Annotated in this window: 17 protein-coding genes; 10 read left to right on the top strand and 7 right to left on the bottom strand. The window is 66.9% G+C overall.

Annotated elements, in window-relative coordinates; all coding sequences use genetic code 11:
• Window positions 1-1,959: a hypothetical protein gene (locus tag A5648_RS04960; RefSeq protein ID WP_131810525.1), complete on the top strand. Its 1,959-nt coding sequence runs from the start codon at window positions 1-3 to the stop codon at window positions 1,957-1,959.
• A gap of 330 nt (window positions 1,960-2,289) precedes the next feature.
• A complete protein-coding gene (locus A5648_RS04955) occupies window positions 2,290-4,047 on the top strand; it encodes a hypothetical protein (RefSeq protein ID WP_065023468.1) in 1,758 nt (585 codons plus the stop codon).
• A 37-nt stretch (window positions 4,048-4,084) separates the two neighbouring features.
• Here the strand turns inward: A5648_RS04955 and A5648_RS04950 are convergent, their stop codons facing one another.
• The 7 genes from A5648_RS04950 to A5648_RS04920 form a co-directional block, all read right to left on the bottom strand.
• Window positions 4,085-4,537: a hypothetical protein gene (locus A5648_RS04950; RefSeq protein WP_065023467.1), complete on the bottom strand. Its 453-nt coding sequence runs from the start codon at window positions 4,535-4,537 to the stop codon at window positions 4,085-4,087.
• A gap of 201 nt (window positions 4,538-4,738) precedes the next feature.
• Window positions 4,739-6,007, bottom strand: coding sequence for a phosphoribosylamine--glycine ligase (gene purD / locus A5648_RS04945; protein ID WP_065023466.1), 1,269 nt, complete (start codon window positions 6,005-6,007; stop codon window positions 4,739-4,741).
• A gap of 39 nt (window positions 6,008-6,046) precedes the next feature.
• A complete protein-coding gene (locus A5648_RS04940; RefSeq protein ID WP_065023465.1) occupies window positions 6,047-6,922 on the bottom strand; it encodes an SDR family NAD(P)-dependent oxidoreductase in 876 nt (291 codons plus the stop codon).
• A complete protein-coding gene (locus tag A5648_RS04935) occupies window positions 6,919-7,344 on the bottom strand; it encodes a carboxymuconolactone decarboxylase family protein (RefSeq protein WP_065023464.1) in 426 nt (141 codons plus the stop codon). The genes A5648_RS04940 and A5648_RS04935 overlap by 4 nt, the downstream gene beginning before the upstream one ends.
• A 10-nt stretch (window positions 7,345-7,354) precedes the next feature.
• On the bottom strand, window positions 7,355-8,218 hold the full coding sequence (locus A5648_RS04930) for an NAD(P)-dependent oxidoreductase (protein ID WP_065023463.1): 864 nt from the start codon (window positions 8,216-8,218) through the stop codon (window positions 7,355-7,357).
• Complete coding sequence (locus A5648_RS04925) at window positions 8,215-8,967, bottom strand: SDR family oxidoreductase (RefSeq protein WP_065023462.1); 753 nt, start codon at window positions 8,965-8,967, stop codon at window positions 8,215-8,217. The genes A5648_RS04930 and A5648_RS04925 overlap by 4 nt, the downstream gene beginning before the upstream one ends.
• 31 nt (window positions 8,968-8,998) lie before the next feature.
• On the bottom strand, window positions 8,999-10,465 hold the full coding sequence (locus A5648_RS04920; RefSeq protein ID WP_065023461.1) for an aldehyde dehydrogenase: 1,467 nt from the start codon (window positions 10,463-10,465) through the stop codon (window positions 8,999-9,001).
• A gap of 166 nt (window positions 10,466-10,631) precedes the next feature.
• Between A5648_RS04920 and A5648_RS04915 the strand changes: the two genes are divergently transcribed.
• The 8 genes from A5648_RS04915 to A5648_RS04880 all read left to right on the top strand — a co-directional run bounded on the left by A5648_RS04915 (window position 10,632) and on the right by A5648_RS04880 (window position 17,923).
• The gene (locus tag A5648_RS04915) at window positions 10,632-11,246 is read left to right on the top strand and encodes a TetR/AcrR family transcriptional regulator (protein WP_065023558.1); all 615 of its coding nucleotides are present in this window, start codon (window positions 10,632-10,634) and stop codon (window positions 11,244-11,246) included.
• Window positions 11,243-12,469, top strand: coding sequence for a cytochrome P450 (locus tag A5648_RS04910; protein WP_065023460.1), 1,227 nt, complete (start codon window positions 11,243-11,245; stop codon window positions 12,467-12,469). The genes A5648_RS04915 and A5648_RS04910 overlap by 4 nt, the downstream gene beginning before the upstream one ends.
• The gene (locus A5648_RS04905; RefSeq protein WP_065023459.1) at window positions 12,470-13,297 is read left to right on the top strand and encodes an SDR family oxidoreductase; all 828 of its coding nucleotides are present in this window, start codon (window positions 12,470-12,472) and stop codon (window positions 13,295-13,297) included. It abuts the gene before it with no gap.
• Window positions 13,294-14,649, top strand: a complete 1,356-nt coding sequence (locus tag A5648_RS04900) for a cytochrome P450 (protein WP_065023458.1) — start codon at window positions 13,294-13,296, stop codon at window positions 14,647-14,649. The genes A5648_RS04905 and A5648_RS04900 overlap by 4 nt, the downstream gene beginning before the upstream one ends.
• Window positions 14,650-14,663: 14 nt before the next feature.
• Complete coding sequence (locus tag A5648_RS04895; protein WP_065023457.1) at window positions 14,664-14,870, top strand: ferredoxin; 207 nt, start codon at window positions 14,664-14,666, stop codon at window positions 14,868-14,870.
• A gap of 3 nt (window positions 14,871-14,873) precedes the next feature.
• Complete coding sequence (locus A5648_RS04890) at window positions 14,874-15,419, top strand: hypothetical protein (RefSeq protein WP_065023456.1); 546 nt, start codon at window positions 14,874-14,876, stop codon at window positions 15,417-15,419.
• Entirely contained in the window at window positions 15,416-16,654 is a 1,239-nt protein-coding gene (locus A5648_RS04885) for a cytochrome P450 (protein WP_065023557.1), read from the top strand. The genes A5648_RS04890 and A5648_RS04885 overlap by 4 nt, the downstream gene beginning before the upstream one ends.
• A 141-nt stretch (window positions 16,655-16,795) precedes the next feature.
• Window positions 16,796-17,923, top strand: a complete 1,128-nt coding sequence (locus A5648_RS04880) for an NDMA-dependent alcohol dehydrogenase (RefSeq protein ID WP_065023556.1) — start codon at window positions 16,796-16,798, stop codon at window positions 17,921-17,923.
• Window positions 17,924-18,108: the final 185 nt, after the last annotated feature.

Genomic DNA, 18,108 nt, shown 5'->3' with positions numbered 1-18,108 from the left:
ATGAATCGACGTGTCAAAGTGGCCGCCGTTGCCGCCACAGCCGGGGGCGGGCTGCTGACCGCAGCGTTTCTGCACGCGGCGGTCGCGGTCGCCGACAGCGGATCCAACGCCGGGTTCACCATCGGCGATATCAGCTTCACCGACCCGGTGGCGATCGACGCGCTGACCGGCACGCAGACCGACGGCTATGAAGCCCTCACCCCGATGTTCGCCAACTCCCCGCTGCTGTCGCTGGGCAGCGACAACCTGCTCGGCCTCGCCAGTCTGGGGTCGCAGCAGTTCACCATCGAGGACAGCAGCGGCGAAACGCTCGGCACACTGCTGACCTCGACCAACGTTCAGAATCTCCTGGGCATCGTCACCGCGCAGTTCACCGTCACCAGCAGCACTGCGGCCGATGGCCTGACCGCCGCTCAAGCCGCCGAGCTGCCCACCGACGGCACGGTGTACAGCATCACCAACCTCGGCGGCGGCTTCGCGAACGTCTACGTGGCTGTGCCCAACGCCGACGGAACGGCCGCGTCAAGCATCACCAACACGTTCGTCACCCCGTTCGGCAACTTCGACCTACCGACCCCCTATGACGCCATCGCACCGCTGGACCCGGGTGCCCCTCTGGAATCCCTGGGGAACGCATCCGGCATCAGCGGGCTCAGCGACAACGCGTTCACCATCGGGGACACCACCTTCGACCCGGGCAGCGACGGCATCGACATCCCTATGCCGTTGTCCTTGTCCAGCTTCGCGCCGCTGCTGAGTTTGCAGGCCAGCGCACTCAATATCTCCGGTAGCGGCCTGGAAGGCACCCAGGCGGAGCAGGAATTCACGGTGTACGCCGACGGTACCGACGCCGGAACCGTCCACACCTTCCTCTGGTACTCCGACGTGCTCGGGATCGACAGCACCCAGTTCACCGTCGGCGCCATCGACCCGGCCACCTCCGCGCTCGAAAGCGCCCTGGCCGCCGACCTCGACTTCAGCAGCGCCGATTTCACCGCAGAAGACCTGGCGAATGCCCTGGCCGCCAACAGCGACATCCTGCGCTACGGCAGCGGCGATATCACCGGCGATAACGTCCTCGTCTCGCTTCTGCCCAGCGGCCTCGACCTCGCCGGCAGCGGCATCACCAACGATGACATCGCCAGCGTGCTCAACGACATCAGCCTTGCGGGACTGCCCGCCGTCGGGACCGTCTACAGCGTCACCGATTTCGGTGGTGGCTTTGCCAACGTCTACGAGGCCACCCCGGGAACCGGCGGCGGGTCGGCCACCATCACCAACACCCTGGTCACCCCGTTCGGCAACCTCAACCTACCGACGACCTTTGACGCGACCGCACCGCTGGACCCGGCTGCGCCGTTGGGTGCGCTCGCCGCGACATCTGACAGCGCCGCCCTCAGCGACAACGCGTTCACCATCGGCGGCACCACCTTCGACCCGGGCGCCGACGGGTTCAGCACCGACGCCAGCTATCCGCTGTTCGGTATCGCACCGCTGCTGCAGATTTCCGGCGTCAACGCGCTCGGGGCCTTCCTGCCCACCCAGGACGGTATCTCGGTCTACGACGACAGCGGTGCCGCCCTGGGCACGGTCAGCTTCGGCGAGAACATGTCGAACATTCTCGGGATCGAGACCACCCAGTTCACCGTCACCTCGGTCGACGCCGCCTCCGGTCTCACCGACGCCCAGCTTGCGGACCTGCCGACACTGGGCACGGTCTACAGCGTCACCGACCTCTGGGGCTTCACCAACGTCTACGAGGCCATCCCGAACGCCGACGGCACCGGCGCGTCGAGCATCACCGACACGTTGATCACGCCATTCGGCAACATCGACCTGTCGAGCATGTTCAGCATGTTCGATGCCGTCGCACCGCTTGACGCGGGCGATGCGGTGTCGGGCCTCGACGCGGCCGCCGCCGGTAGCTTCGACCTCTTCGACCCGAGCACCTGGTTCTGACAGAGCGAGCATGAAGCGTCCCGCTCCGCGCCCGGCGCCGAGCGGGACGCTTCGTTTTCGCTGCTGACTGCCTAGGCAATTCCTCAGCGACTTCGTCTAGTCGCCGGACACGGACCTACGACATCCCGAAGCGCCCGACTGAGCGCAGGTTCGGCGCAACAGCACAATTCGGAGCGATTCATCCTCATTTGTCTGCGAAAACGCTCAAATTTCCCGCATTACGGGCCCGAAAAAGTCTTGTGTGATGGAAAACACAGGGCGTAGTTTTCTAACCATACTCATGGGTAACTCAACTGTTCCTGAGCCCGAACAAACAGATTGGAAGGCCTGATGACGAACCGACGTATCCAGGCGGCCGCTGTTGCCGCCACCGCGGGTGGCGGGTTACTGACCGCAGCGTTTCTGCAGGCCGCGGTCGCTACCGCCGCGCCCGGTGAGGACGCCTTCACCATCGACGGCACCACCTTCGACCCCATCACGGCAGCCGGCGCCGAGGGCTTCGACCCGGTTCCTCCGCTCAGCACCGCTGCGCCGTTATTGATCCTCGGCGGTGGAGTGGCAAACCTCGGTTTCCTCCAGATCGACCTCGCCCCGCAAATCTTCGATTTGTACAACGGCACCACATCGCTCGGCAGCATCGACACCAACGAAACCGTCTCCTACCTGTTCGGCCTACCCAACACCGCGTTCACCGTGCTGGACACCGCCGCCGCCGACGGAGTCGACGCCGCAAAGCTGCCGGTTGCGGGAACCGTCTACGACGTGCTCAACCTGGGCGGCGGCTTCTACAACGTCTATGTCGCAACCCCGGGCAAGGACGGCACCGTCACCGATACCCTGGTGACACCGTTCGGCAACACCGACCTGAGCGCGCTGTTCGCCGACATGAACGCCGCCAACCCGCTGCAACCCGGCGACGCGTTCGCGGCGCTACAGGTCGGCGACAGCAGCCTCGGCGACGATGCCTTCACCATCGGCAGCACCACCTTCAACCCGTTCAGCACCGCTGAGGACGGCACGGTGACCGACGGCTTCAACCCGGTCAACTCTCTGGGAAGTGCCCCGCCGCTATTGAACCTCGGCGGCGGCATACTCCTGGGATCGAGTCCACTGGCTCCGCAGGACTTCGACGTCTACAGCGGCAGCGGGTCGAGCCTCAGCGAACTCGGCACCATCCACACCGGCGTAGATGCGACGAACTTGCTGGGCATGGCAAACACCCAGTTCACCGTCCTGAGCAGCACCCCGGACGACGGTACAGACGCCTCGTTGCTTCCGGCGAACGGAACCGTTTACGACGTGCTCAATCTGGGCAACGGCTGGGCGAACGTCTACACCGCGACCCCGGATGTCGGCAGCACCAGCGGTACCGTCACCGATACGCTGGTGACCCCGTTCGGCAACATGAATCTGGACTCACTGTTCGGCGGCATAAACGCGGCCAACAAGCTCGACCCCGGCGACGCCTTCACCGGTCTGAGTGTCAGCGGCGACGGCCTTGGTGAGGATGCCTTCAGCCTCGGCGGCTTTACCTTCGACCCGTTCAGCGGGTCCGGCGACACCGAGACAGAGGGTTTCACCCCTGTACCGGGGCTCATCGGTGCGGCACCACTGCTCAACATCGCAGTCGGAACGATCCAGAAGAACGACACCATCCCGCTCCATCTGGCCACCCAACACTTCGATGTCTACAGCGGCAGCGGATCGAATCTCACCGACCTCGGCACCATCACGGCCTCCGAGGATGTGACGAACCTGTTCGGTCTGACCAACACCGCATTGACCGTCTTCGACACCACACCCGTCGACGGTGTGGACGCCTCGTTGTTGCCCGAGAACGGAACGGTCTACGACGTCTTCAACTTCGGCGGCGGTTGGCAGAACGTCTACATCGCCACCCCGGGTGAGGACGGCACCATCACCGACACATTGGTGACGCCGTTCGGCAACATCGACCTGAGTTCGCTGTTCGGCGGTATCGATGCAGCCAACCCGCTCGATGCAGGCGCAGCCTTCATCGGTCTCGACGACGCAATGTCAACGGCCGCAGGCAGCTTCGACCTCTTCGACCCGAGCAGCTGGTTCTGACCGGACCGTAATCCCAGCGCCCGGGAGGGCGCTGGGATTACTGGCAGAGCTTACCCAGTTCGGCGATCCGCGCGTCGAGGTCGCGTCCCAACTGCTCCCGATCTGAGTTCGGTTGCCCGATAAGGTAACTGAGATTCAGGTGCTCGAGCTCGCCGGCCATCGCACGGGCGGCGGTCACCACGTCGTGCGGAGTGCCCGGGTTCGCTTCGAGCCGGCCCCGCAGGTATGCGGCACTCGCAGTCAGTGACAGCCGCGCGTTGGCGGCCACCGCGAGCTGGGCAACCGGGTTCTGGGGGTCGGGATTCTTCAAGTGCATGTTGTTGGCCACCGCCTGACGCGCGAGCACTGCTGCGGCACACACGTCCTTGGTCGCGTCGGCGGCTTTCTGGCCGGAGGACTTGGCCGATCCGGATCCGGGGTGCCACCAGGCGGCCACACCCGCACCGCCCAGGGCTCCGGCGACCAGCGCCACCGCTGCCGCCGCGACCACGGGCCGCCAGCCCGGACTCGCCGGCGCCTTGCCTGAGGGCCTTCCCGCCTTGTCTGAGGGTCTTTCCGCCTTGCGCGACGGTCTTTTCGCAGGTTCGGGGTGGTCGGTCGGGGTTTCCTCGGTGGCCGACTCCGCGGAGTCCGGCTGATTTTCATCAGACATAGTGAGCAATCCTACCGTCGGGGTTGCCGAGTTCGCCGGTTAGATCCGAATCTTGTTCTCGGCAGCGGCCAAGCCGATATCGGTGCGGAAGTGGCTGCCCGGCAAGCGAATCGAGCCGATCGTCCGGTAGGCGGCCGCGCGGGCCGCGGTCAGATCGTCACCGGTGCCCACCACTGAGAGCACCCGGCCGCCGGAGGACACCACCGCTCCGTCGTCGCGGTGGGCGGTGCCGGCGTGCAGCACGTCGTCACCCTCGGCGCCTACGATCACGTCACCGACCCGGGGCCGGCCCGGATAGTTCTCGGCGGCCAGCACGACCGTCACCGCCGCGCCGTCTCGCCAGCGCAGCGCACCGAACTTATCGAGTCCGCCGGTGGCCGCGGCGTGCAGCAGTTGTCCGAGCGGCGACTCCAGCAGGGCGAGTACCGCCTGGGTCTCGGGATCCCCGAAGCGGCAGTTGAATTCGACCACCGCCGGCCCGGTCGACGTCATCGCCAGACCGGCATACAGCAGCCCGGCGAACCGGCTGCCCCGGCGCACCAGTTCGGCCGCGACCGGTGCGACGACGTCGGTGACGATACCCGCCGCGGCCTCCCGGGACAGCCACGGCAACGGGGCGTAGGCACCCATACCACCGGTGTTCGGGCCGGTATCGCCGTCGCCGACGCGTTTGAAGTCCTGGGCGGGCAGCAACGGCACCACCGTGTCGCCGTCGACGATGCAGAACAGCGAGAGTTCGGGCCCGTCGAGAAACGATTCCAACAGCACCGGGTGCCCGGCATCGAGCAGTCCCGCGGCGTGGGCCCGCGCCGCAGCCCGGTCGGGGGTCACCACCACTCCTTTGCCGGCGGCCAGGCCGTCGTCCTTGACCACCCAGGCCGCCTCCCCGGCGTCCGGGCCGAAGCGGCTGAGGGCGGCGTCCAGGTCGGCGGGGCTGTCGACGATCTCCGAGCGGGCGGTGCGCACACCTGCCGCAGCCATCACATCCTTGGCGAACGCCTTGGAGCCTTCGATGCGGGCGGCGTCTTTCGACGGCCCGAAACAGGCGATCCCGGCGGCGCGTACCGCGTCGGCCACGCCCAACACCAGCGGCACTTCCGGCCCGATCACCACCAGGTCGGCCCCGACCTCGCGGGCCAGCGCGGTGACCGCCGGACCCGAGGTGATGTCGACGTCGCGCTGCTCGGCCACCGCCGTGGTACCGGCGTTGCCGGGGGCGATCACCAGGTGGTCGACCTTGGGATCGTTGCGCAATGCCAGTAGTAGGGCGTGTTCGCGGGCACCGGAACCGATCACCAAGACGCGCATGGGGCTCACCCTATCGGTGTCCACCGGGCGATCGCCTGATCAGCCGCCCGTCACCATGGTGTGCAGGTCCGCGATCGACCACGGTGCCGAATGCTGGTGATCGCGGTAGCCCAGCACCGCGGGGGCCGGCCGATCGAATCGGCCGACGAAACCTCCGGAAGCCACAAACACCGCCCCGGTCACGCTGCTGGCCAGATCGCTGGCCAGGTAGGCGTACAGCGGGGCCACATAGCCGGCCGGCGCCGGGGCCAGCGAGGCGGCCATGGTGAACTCATCGAGCAGGCCCCTGGCGTGCAGGTCGCGGATGTGTTGTTCGTAGTCGGCGCCGGTCGACAGTCGCGTCTTCGCGCCGGGACAGATCACGTTGGCTCGCACGCCGTACTCGGCGAGCTCGGACGCCATCGCCAGCGTCAAGGCGTTGACCGCCCCTTTGCCGGCGGGATAGCCGGTGCCGCCGTAATCCCCCAGGGATGCCACCGAACCGCTGTTGACGATCGCCCCGTGTCGCTGCTCGGCCATGATCGGGGCGGCGGCCCGACAGGTGTGGAAAACCGTGCCGAGGTGAGCGTCGAGCAGTTCATGGAATTCGGCGCTGGTGATCGACAGGATCGAGGAGCCGGCCGGTTCGGCCACCCCGGCGCAATTGATGAGAACGTCGACGCTGCCGTATTCCTGCCGGCAGGCCGCCATGAGCGCCGCGGCGGTCTCCTCGGTACCGGCGGCTCCGGCCAGCCCGACGGCCCGCCCGCCCGAGCCGGTGATCGCCGCGACGGCATCGTCGACCGCCTCCTGCTCGCGGCCGTTGACCACCACCCCGGCGCCGCACGCCGCAAGCTTTTCGGCGACCGCCCGTCCGATGCCGCGGCTGCCGCCGACCACGACGGCTCCGCGGGCGGCAAGGAGGGTGCCGGTCATTCGCCTTTCTGCTTTTCCAGCACGGCGTCGACGTTGGCCTTCTTGTCCTCGGATTTCCCGGCGGCGGCGGCCTTGGCCCGCTTGGCAATCACCTTCTCCACCACGGCGTTCAGCCCGGATCCCCGCGGGAAGCCGACGTAGTGGGTCAAAAAGATCGGCAGCTCGCGCAGCTCGTCCTCACTCAGCTCCCCGTTGTGCAGCGCGGCATTGACCTGGATCTCGGCCAGGTCCTTCTCACCGACCGCGGTGACCACCGCCAGCGTCATCAACCGCTTGTCACGCATGGACAGTCCGGGACGGGTCCAGATCCGGCCGAACAGGTGATCAACAGTGAGTGCGAAGTAGTCGCCGGGCATGTCGGGCATCTCCCAGGCGTAGACCTCATTCATCTTGGCCAGGCCGGTGCGGCGAAGTTCGTCCATCAGTTCTCTCCTAGTCCTTGGTATGCGGCACGCCCAGGCCCGCGGCGAGCTCGGCCAGCGCAATCCGGGCCAGCGGGAGCTCCACTCCGGTGGATTCGCCGAGCGCCAGCGCCAGCCCCAGGTCCTTCTCCCCGAGACCGCGGGTGTGGGTGAACGCCTCGCGCAGGAAGTGGTCCGCGGGCAGCGGCGCCGTCGAGTCGAGCAGCATGATCGCCCCGGGCCCGCCGGTGAGCGCATCGGTGTGCCGCACCACCCGGCCCAGTGCCTGCAGATCCAGCCCGGCCGCCTCGGCCAGTTTCATCGCCTCGCCGGCCGCGGCGTAGGCGGTGAACGTCAACATGTTGCGCGCCAGCTTCATCCGGGTACCGGCGCCGGGTTCTCCGGCGTGGATGACCAGCGACGCCCAGCACTTGAACGCCGGCTTGATCTGTTCGTAGACCGCGCGTTCGGCGCCAACCATGGTGGCCAGCTGGCCCTTCTCGGCGGCGCCGGCGCCGCCGCTGACCGGTGCGTCGATGACGTGGATGCCCTGCGGCTTGAGCTGCTCGGCCAGCTCGGCGGCCGTGGTGTCGGCGATGGTCGAGTGGATCGCGATGACGGTGCCCGGCTTGGCATTGGCCGCCAGCTCGGCGACCACCTCGCGGACCTGGGCGTCGTCGAGCACCGTGACGCTGATGATGTCGGCGGCTGCGGCGACGTCGGCGACGCTGTCCGCGGGGCCGGCACCGGCCTGCACCAGCGGCGTCATCGCTTCGGTCCGCAGATCGAATACCGTTACGCCACCCGGCCATTCGACCATCCGCTTGGCCATCGGTGCACCCATGTTGCCCAGCCCGATGTAGCCGAGGCGGGCAGCTGCTTGCGTCGCGCTCATGATCGGATGATCTGTCCGCCGTCGACATTGAATATCTGCCCGGTGATCCACGACGCCGAATCCGACAGCAGGAACAGGCACATCGGAACCAGGTCCTCGGGTGTGCCCATCCGGGCCAGCGGCAGCTGCTGCACCATCTGCTTGACGATGGCCTGCGGGGTGGTGACCCGGTTGGCCTCAGTGTCGATCGGTCCGGGCGCGATCGCGTTGATCCGGATGTTGCGCCAGCCCAATTCGCGGGAGAGCTGCTGGGTCAGGCCGTTGATGCCCACCTTGGCCAGCCCGTAGAAGTTCGCGTAAACCCATGCCGCGGTGGAGGACTGGTTGACGATGGCACCGCCACCGCGCTTGGCCATGTGCTCGTAAACCGCACGCGTGCAGATCAGCGCGCCGTCCAGATTCACCCGCATGAACTTCTCGTAGTAATCCCACGGCACGGTCAACAGACCGTCGAGCTTCATGCCGCCGAAGATCGCGGCATTGTTGACCAGGTAGTCGATCCCGCCGAACTCCGCCACCGTGGCATCCGCCATGGCTTTCGCCGACTCGGGGTCGGAGACATCGACGGAGACCGCGAGGGCCTTGCCGCCGTCGGCCACGATCTGCTTGGCCACGCTCTGCGCGCCGTCGACGTTGATGTCGGCGACCACCACCGCGGCGCCGTCAGCGGCCAACGCCTGGGCATACGCCTGCCCGATCCCGCCGCCGGAACCGGTGACGATGGCCACCTTGTCGTCGAATTGCCCCATGCGTTCTCTCCTTGGATCCCTAGATGTGAAGTCAGTTCGCAGCTGTCGCAATGGCTTTGATTTCCAGGTACTCCTCGAACCCGGCGACACCCATCTCCCGGCCGTTGCCGGACTGCTTGTATCCACCGAACGGCACGTCCGCCGAATACCAGACCCCGCCGTTGACGTTGACGGTGCCGGCGCGCAGCCGGGCGGCCACCGCGGCGGCGCGTTCGGCGTCCCCGCCGTAGACCGTCGCGGACAGCCCGTAGGGCGAGTCGTTGGCGATGCGCACCGCGTCGTCGTCGCCGTCGTGGGCGATCACGGTCAGCACCGGCCCGAAGATCTCCTCGCGGGCCACTCGCGCGGAGTTGGTGAGCCCGGCGATCACGGTGGGCTCGATGAAGAAGCCGGCGGGCTGGTCGGCCGGTCGCCCGCCACCGCAGGCGAAGCTGCCGCCCTCGGTCAACGCCAGATCGAGGTAACTCTGCACCCGGTCGCGCTGACGCGCCGAGATCACCGGCCCGCAGACGGTGCCCGGCTTGCTCGGATCGCCCGGCTTGATCGAACCCATGGTGCCGGCCGCGATAGCGACCGCCTCGTCGTAGCGGGCCCGCGGCACCACCAGCCGGGTGGTGATCGCGCAGCCCTGCCCGGCGTGCAGGCAGACCGAGAACCCCGCCACCGAGCAGGCCGCGGCCAGATCGGCGTCGTCGAGCACCACGAAGGCGGACTTGCCGCCCAGCTCCAGGAACACCTTCTTGATGGTGGCGGCCGCATCAGCCATCACACTGCGGCCGGTCGCCGTCGAGCCGGTGAACGAAACCATGTCCACCCGAGGGTCTTTCGCGAGCATGGCACCCAATGTGTGATCGGTGGAGGTGACGATGTTGACCACGCCCGGCGGGATGTCGGTGTGCTCGGCGATCAGCTCACCGAGCACCGCGGCGACCCACGGGGTATCCGGTGCGGGCTTGAGCACCACGGTGTTGCCGGCGGCCAGCGCCGGGCCGAGCTTGGCCAGGTTGATCTGGTGCGGGAAGTTCCACGGGGTGATGGCGCCGACGACTCCGACCGCCTCGCGCACCACCGACCGCCGGGTGGGAATGCCCAGCGGGCTGGCCTGGCCGAGATCCTGGGTCCATTCGTAGCTTTCGGCGGTGTCGGCGGCGAAGGCGAGGTCGGCGATCGGACCTTCGAGCTGGGCGCCGGCGGTGAGCATCCGCGGCGCCCCCACCTCGGCGATCGTCAGCTCGCGCAGCTCTTCCACATGCTCGCCCAGCGCATCGCGCAGCTGGCGCACGCAGCGCACCCGCAGCGCGGTGTTGGTCGACCAGTCGGTGCCGTCGAAGGCCCGCCGTGCCGCGTCGATGGCGAGGTCCATGTCGGCGGCGTCGGCGTTGGCCGCCTCCCCGAGCACCTCCTCGGTGGCCGGGTTGAGGGTGGCGAAGCTGCCGGCCCCGCCGGGGGTCAGCTTGCCGTCGATGAGCAGCCGGCTCACGCCGTCGATTAGCGCCATCAGTCACTCCCACAGCTTGCGTGCCCGACCAAAAATTGGACACTTGTCCGTTCTCGCTGGACCGAACCCTAACCGCAGCATCGCCGCTCCCGCAAGCCGGATTACGAAAAACTCTTGGTTTCCAGTGGACTTGCCCAACCCAGCCGCCTTCGGCTACGTTGGACAGGTGTCCAGCGAATCGGTGGCGGCAGTCACCTCGGCGAACGGCTCGTCGAATGGCGGGGCCCGCAACCGTCGTCAGGAAGAGACCTTCCGCAAGGTTCTGACCGCCGGCGTCGAGATGTTGCGGGAGAAGTCGTATGCGGACCTCACCGTGCGCGCGGTGGCCGCACGCGCCAAGGTCGCCCCGGCGACCGCCTACACCTACTTCTCGTCGAAGAACCACCTGATCGCCGAGGTCTACCTGGACCTGGTCCGCCAGGTCCCCTACTTCACCGACGTCAACGAGCCGATGCCCAAGCGCGTCAACCAGGCGCTGCGCCACCTGGCGCTGGTGGTGGCCGACGAGCCGGAGGTCGCGGCGGCCTGCACGGCGGCGCTGCTCGGTGGGGGCGGCGAGCCGGCTGTCCGCACGGTGCGCGACCGGATCGGCGCGGAGATCCACCGGCGCATCACCTCGGCCATCGGCCCCGGCGCTGACCCCCAGCTGGTCGCCGCCTTGGAGATGACGTTCTTCGGCGCCCTGGTCAATGCCGGCAGCGGCGCCTTCACCTACCACCAGATCACCGATCGGCTGGCTTACGTGGTCAGCCTGATCCTCGAACCAGGAGCATCGCGATGAGCCTGCCGACTCTGACTTCGGACCCGCCGGTCCTCAACCCCTACGACTACGACTTTCACGAGGACCCGTTCCCGTACTACCGGCGGCTGCGCGACGAAGCGCCGGTGTATCGCAACGAGGAGCTGAACTTCTGGGCGATCTCGCGTCATTCGGATGTGCTGCAAGGCTTCCGCAACAGTGACGCGCTGTCCAACCGCGACGGGGTCTCGCTGGACCCGGTCTCCCGCGGCCCGCACGCCCAGCTGGTGATGTCGTTTCTGGCGATGGACGATCCGCAGCACCTGCGGCTTCGCACCCTGGTGTCCAAAGGCTTCACCCCGCGCCGGATCCGCGAGCTCGAACCGCAGGTGGTACGGCTGGCGCGTCAGCATCTGGATACCGCGATCCAGCCGGGCTCCGACGGCACCTGCTCGTTCGAGTTCATCAACGACTTCGCCGGCAAACTGCCGATGGACGTCATCTCCGAGCTGATGGGTGTCCCCGAAGCCGACCGCGCGCGCATCCGGGGACTGGCCGACGGGGTGCTGCACCGCGAGGACGGGGTGAGCGATGTCCCGCCGTCGGCGATCCAGGCGTCGGTGGACCTGATGACCTACTACAACGAGATGATCGCCGACTTCAAGAAGAACCCGGCCGACAACCTGACCTCGGCGCTGCTGGAAACCGAGGTCGACGGAGACCGGCTCGGCGACCAGGAGATCCTGGCGTTCCTCTTCCTGATGGTGATCGCCGGCAACGAGACCACCACCAAGCTGCTGGGCAGCTCCGTCTACTGGGGACACCGCAACCGCGACCAGCTGACGTCGGTGTTCGCTGACCACTCCCGCATCCCACTGTGGGTGGAGGAGACGCTGCGCTACGACACTCCCAGCCAGATCCTGGCGCGCACCGCCGCGCAGGACTACACCCTGCACGACACCACCATTCCGGCCGGTGACGTGGTGCTGTTGCTGCCCGGCTCGGGAAACCGCGACGAGCGGATTTTCGAGGCCCCCGACGAATTCCGGATCGGCCGCGACATCGGCTCCAAGCTGCTCAGTTTCGGCAGCGGCGCCCACTTCTGCCTCGGTGCACACCTGGCCCGGATGGAGGCCCGGGTGGCGCTCGAAGAACTGTTCAACCGGATCAGCGACTACCAGGTCGACGAAGCCAACGCCGTGCGGGTGCACTCCTCCAACGTGCGCGGGTTCGCCGACCTCCCGATCACCGTCAAGGAGGCCTAAGTGCCACGTTTCGATCCACCCCCGGCCCGGCGGCCCGCCATCGTCGCGGGAGCGTCCTCGGGTATCGGTGCCGCCACCGCAGAAGAGCTGGCGCGCCGCGGTTTCCCGGTGGCCTTGGGCGCGAGGCGTACCGAGAAACTCACCGAGCTGGTCGACAAGATCCGCGGCGAAGGCGGCGAGGCGGTCGCTTTCCCACTGGATGTCACCGACGCCGATTCAGTGAAATCCTTTGTGGCCCAGAGTATCGATGCGATCGGCGAGATCGAGCTGCTGGTCTCCGGCGCCGGCGACATGTTCCCCGGTCGCATCCACGAGCTGAGCACCGAGGCGTTCAACGACCAGATTCAGGTGCACCTGATCGGCGCCAACCGGCTCGCCACCGCGGTGGTGCCGGACATGGTGGCCCGCCGCCGCGGCGACGTCATCTTCGTCGGCTCCGACGTCGCGCTGCAGCAGCGCCCGCACATGGGCGCGTACGGCGCCGCGAAGGCCGCCCTGGTCGCCATGGTCAAGAACATGCGGATGGAGTTGGAGGGCACCGGGGTTCGGGCCTCGATCGTGCATCCCGGCCCGACCCTGACCGAGATGGGCTGGAAGCTCTCCGCCGAGCAGGTGGGTCCGATGCTCGAAGACTGGGCCAAGTGGGGACAGGCCCGGCACAGCTATTTCCTTCGCCCGCAAGACCTGGCGCGGGCCATCGCCTTCGTCGCGGAGACACCGCGCGGGGCGCACATCGTCGACCTGGAGGTGCAGCCGGAGGCGCCGTTGCACGACACCGCCTCCGACCGCCAGCACCTGCAATTGGGTGAGGAAGGAATGCCGCAATGACCGTCAGTATTGAGGTTCCCCGGGTTTCCGGAGGCGAGGCCGAGCACGGCCACCTCGAGGAGTTCCGCACCGACCCGATCGCGCTGATGCAGCGGGTACGCGACGAATGCGGGGACGTCGGCTGGTTCGATCTGGCCGGCCGCAAGGTGGTGCTGCTGACCGGCGCCGAAGCCAACGAGTTCTTCTTCCGGTCCACCGACGACGAACTCGACCAGGCCGCGGCGTACCCGTTCATGACGCCCATCTTCGGCAACGGCGTGGTGTTCGACGCGCCGCCGGAACGGCGCGCGGAGATGCTGCACAACACCGCACTTCGCGGCGACCACATGAAAAGCCACGCCAGCACCATCGAGCACGAAGTGCGCCAGATGATCGCCGACTGGGGCGAGAGCGGTGAAATCGATCTCCTGGAGTTCTTCGCCGAGCTGACCATCTACACCTCGACGGCCTGCCTGATCGGGCGGAAGTTCCGCGAGGAACTCGATCACCGGTTCGCCGAGCTGTACTACGAACTCGAACGCGGCACCGACCCGCTGTGCTACGTCGACCCGTACCTGCCGATCGAGAGCTTCCGGCGCCGTGACGAAGCCCGCGTCAAGCTGGTCGAACTGGTGCAGGGCATCATGAACGGCCGGATCGCCAACCCCGAATCCGACAAGCGGCGCCGGGACATGATCGACGTCATGGTCTCGATCCCGGACGAGAGCGGCAACCCACGGTTCTCCGCCGATGAGATCACCGGGATCATCATCTCGATCATGTTCGCCGGCCACCACACCAGCTCGGGAACATCGGCGTGGACCCTGATCGAGATGCTGCGCCACCCCGAGGCCCTCGCCGCGGTGATCCAGGAACTCGATGAGCTCTACGCCGACGGCAGCGAGGTGAGTTTCCATGCGCTGCGCCAGATCCCGAACTTGGAGAATGTGCTCAAGGAGACCCTGCGGCTGCACCCGCCGCTGATCATCCTGATGCGGGTGGCCAAGGACGAGTTCGAGGTCTGCGGCTATCCGATCCACAAGGGCGACATGGTGGCGGCGTCTCCTGCGGTCTCCAACCGGATCGCCGAATCGTTCCCCGAGCCCAACGAGTTCGTGCCGGAACGCTACAACGAGCCGCGCGAGGAAGACGTCATCCAACGCTGGACCTGGATTCCGTTCGGCGCCGGCCGGCATCGCTGCGTGGGGGCGGCGTTCGCCACCATGCAGATCAAGGCGATCTTCTCGGTGCTGCTGCGTGAATACGAGTTCGAGATGTCGCAGCCGCCGGAGACCTACCGCAACGACCACTCCAAGATGGTGGTGCAGTTGGCCCGCCCGGCCAAGGTGCGCTACCGCCGCCGTCGGCGATAAGGAGGCGCTGCGCCATGACCTTTCACGTCAAAGTGGACCTGGACCTTTGCCAGGGCCACGCCATGTGCGAGCTGGAGGCACCCGACTATTTCCGGGTGCCCAAGCGCGGCAAGGTCGAGATCCTCAACGACGAACCGCCGGATGACGACCGCCGCCAGATCGAAGAGGCCGTACGGGCCTGTCCCACCCGAGCGTTGTCCATTCACGAGAAAAAGGATTGAAAGATGGCCCCGTTCCCCCGCGAAGAACTCGAAGACGTCGTCGACCGCTGGTTGCAGGCCAACCGCGACGCCGAAAAGGCCGGTGACTGGCGCAATCTGGCCGCCTTCTACACCGATGACGCGACCTACGGCTGGAACATCGGCCCCAAGGAAGACGTCATGTGCGTCGGCATCGACGAGATCCGCGACATCGCGCTGGGCCAGGAGATGGAGGGCCTGCACGGCTGGACCTACCCGTACCAGAAGGTGATCATCGACGACCGGCAGGGCGAGATCGTCGGTTTCTGGAAGCAGGTAGCCACCGACGCCGACGGGTCGCAGGCCGAGATCTACGGGATCGGCGGCAGCTGGTTCCGCTACGCGGGCGACGGAAAGTTCAACTGGCAGCGGGACTTCTTCGACTTCGGCCACGTCTCCGCGCTCTACATGGACCTGATCAAGGCGGGCAAACTGTCGGCGGGCATGCAGAAGCGCATCGAACGCAGCTTGGCCGGCGAGAAGATCCCCGGCTACTACCCACTGGGCAAGGCACCGGTTCCGCTGTGGTGACGTCCACACCGTCCTGTCCGTTCGGCCCCGGTTTCGACTTCACCGACCCGGACGTCCTCCTGCACGGCATGCCGATCGCCGAGTTCGCCGAGCTGCGCAAGACCGCTCCGGTCTGGTGGAACGAGCAGCCCGCGCACAGCAATATCTTCGACGACGGCGGCTACTGGGTGGTCAGCAAACACCAGCACATCAAAGAGATTTCGCGCGACAACGAGGTGTGGTCGACCAACGCCAAGGGTGCGGTGATGCGGCTGCCCGAGGGCATCACCGCCGACCAGCTGGAGCTGACCAAGGCACTGCTGATCAATCATGACCCGCCCGAGCACACCCGGCTGCGCAAGCTGGTCTCCCGGCTGTTCACTCCGCGCTCCGTCGGTGCGCTCGAGGAGAAGCTCGCCCAGTCGGCCCGCGACATCGTTGCCGCCGCCGCCGAGAAGAACAGCGGCAACTTCGTCGATGACATCGCAATGCAACTGCCGCTGTTGGCGATCGCCGATCTGATCGGGGTACCCGAGGCCGACCGGGAGAAGCTGTTTCACTGGACCAACTCGATCATGAACACCGACGACCCGGATTTCGACTCCGATCCGGCGATGGCCAACGCCGAGTTGATGGGCTACGCCTACACCATGGCCGAGCAGCGGCGGCGCTGTCCGGCCGACGACATCGTCACGCGGCTGGTGCAGGCCGACATCGACGGCGAATCACTGGGCGAGACCGAGTTCGCGTTCTTCGTGATCCTGTTGGCGGTGGCGGGCAACGAAACCACCCGCAACGCCATGACCCACGGCATCAATGCGTTCGCGGAGAACCCCGACCAGTGGGAGCTCTACAAGCGCGAACGGCCCGAGACCGCCGTCGACGAGATCGTCCGCTGGGCCACGCCGGTGCATTGTTTTCAGCGCACTGCCAAGGTCGACACCGAGCTTGGCGGAGTGCCCATCGGCCAGGGGCAGCGGGTGGGGCTGTTCTACAGCTCGGCCAACTTCGACGAAGAGGTCTTCGACCGGCCGTTCGACTTCAACATCCTGCGGGATCCCAATCCACACCTGGCGTTCGGCGGGCAGGGCACGCACTACTGCATCGGCGCCAACCTGGCCCGCATGGAGATCCGGCTGATGTTCGACGAGATCGCCACCCAGCTGCCCGACATCGCCAAACTGGCCGAGCCGCAACGACTCCGCTCCGGCTGGATCAACGGGGTCAAAGAGCTGCAAGTCTCCTACCACGGCTGATCGCGGCGATGCGCGATTCGAACAGAATCTTCCCGCGACGTGGTAGTCGGCTATAGGCTGCGACGGGTGGGCTGCCCGACGTCCCGAGCCAGGCCCGGGGCCGTTCTCTAGCCGGATATCCGAGATGAAAGCAGGTTCGTGGTGAAGACAAAGGGTGCGTTGCTCTGGGAGTTCAACAAGCCGTGGTCGGTCGAGGAGATCGAGATCGGTGACCCCCAGAAAGACGAGGTCAAGATCCAGATGGAGGCGGCCGGGATGTGCCACTCCGACCATCACCTGATGACCGGCAGCATTCCCATGGCCGGCTTCCCGGTCCTCGGCGGCCACGAGGGCGCCGGCATCGTCACCGAGGTCGGCCCTGGGGTGGAAGACATCGCGCCCGGCGACCACGTGGTGCTGTCCTTCATCCCGTCCTGTGGGGCGTGTCCGACCTGTCAGTCCGGGCTGCGCAACCTGTGCGACCTGGGCGCCGGGCTGCTCAACGGCGTCGCGGTCAGCGACGGCACCTTCCGCGTCACCGCGCGCGGACAGGGCGTCTACCCGATGACGCTGCTGGGCACGTTCTCGCCGTGGATGGTGGTGCACAAATCCTCGGTGGTGAAGATCGACCCGTCGATCCCGTTCGAGGTGGCGTGCCTGGTCGGCTGCGGTGTCACCACCGGCTACGGGTCGGCGGTCCGCAGCGCCGACATCCGCCCCGGTGAAGACGTCGCGATCGTCGGCGTCGGCGGCGTCGGCATGTCGGCGCTGCAAGGTGCGGTCAACGCCGGCGCCCGCAACATCTTCGTCATCGACCCGGTGGAGTGGAAGCGCGACCAGGCGCTGAAGTTCGGCGCCACCCACGTCTACGCGGACATCTTCGCCGCGATGGGCGGCATGATGGAGGTCACCCACGGCCTGATGGCCCGCAAGGTGATCGTCACCGTCGGCGAGGTGCACGGTGCCGACATCGACAACTACATGGTGCTGACCGCCAAGGGCGGCACCTGCGTGCTCACCGCGATGGGGTCCATGCTCGACAACCAGGTCACGCTGAATCTGGCGATGCTGACGTTGCTGCAGAAGAACCTGCAGGGCACCATCTTCGGCGGCGGAAACCCGCAGTACGACATCCCGCAGCTGCTGTCGATGTACTCGGTGGGCAAGCTGAACCTCGACGACATGGTGACCCGCCAGTACAAGCTGGAGCAGATCAACGACGGCTACCAGGACATGCTGGACGGCAAGAACATTCGCGGGATCATCCGCTACACCGACGCCGATCGCTAGCGCGACGAAGTCGGGCGCAGCGGGTCGGCGTCATCGGCACAGCCGATCGCTAATGCCCGTTGACTCTGCGTGTACCAGGCGACCTACTCGCACTTTTGCCTGGTAGGCGCAGAGTCATCCCTGAAGGGGTGGGGTCCGGTCAAGGGTTGGTGTGCTGCGGTTTGTTCGGTTTCGGAATATGTGCG

Source organism: Mycolicibacter sinensis (assembly GCF_001673565.1).
GTDB lineage: Bacteria > Actinomycetota > Actinomycetes > Mycobacteriales > Mycobacteriaceae > Mycobacterium > Mycobacterium sinense_C.
Note: the sequence above shows the minus strand (reverse complement) of the source record. Positions and strands in the feature narration are given on the sequence as shown.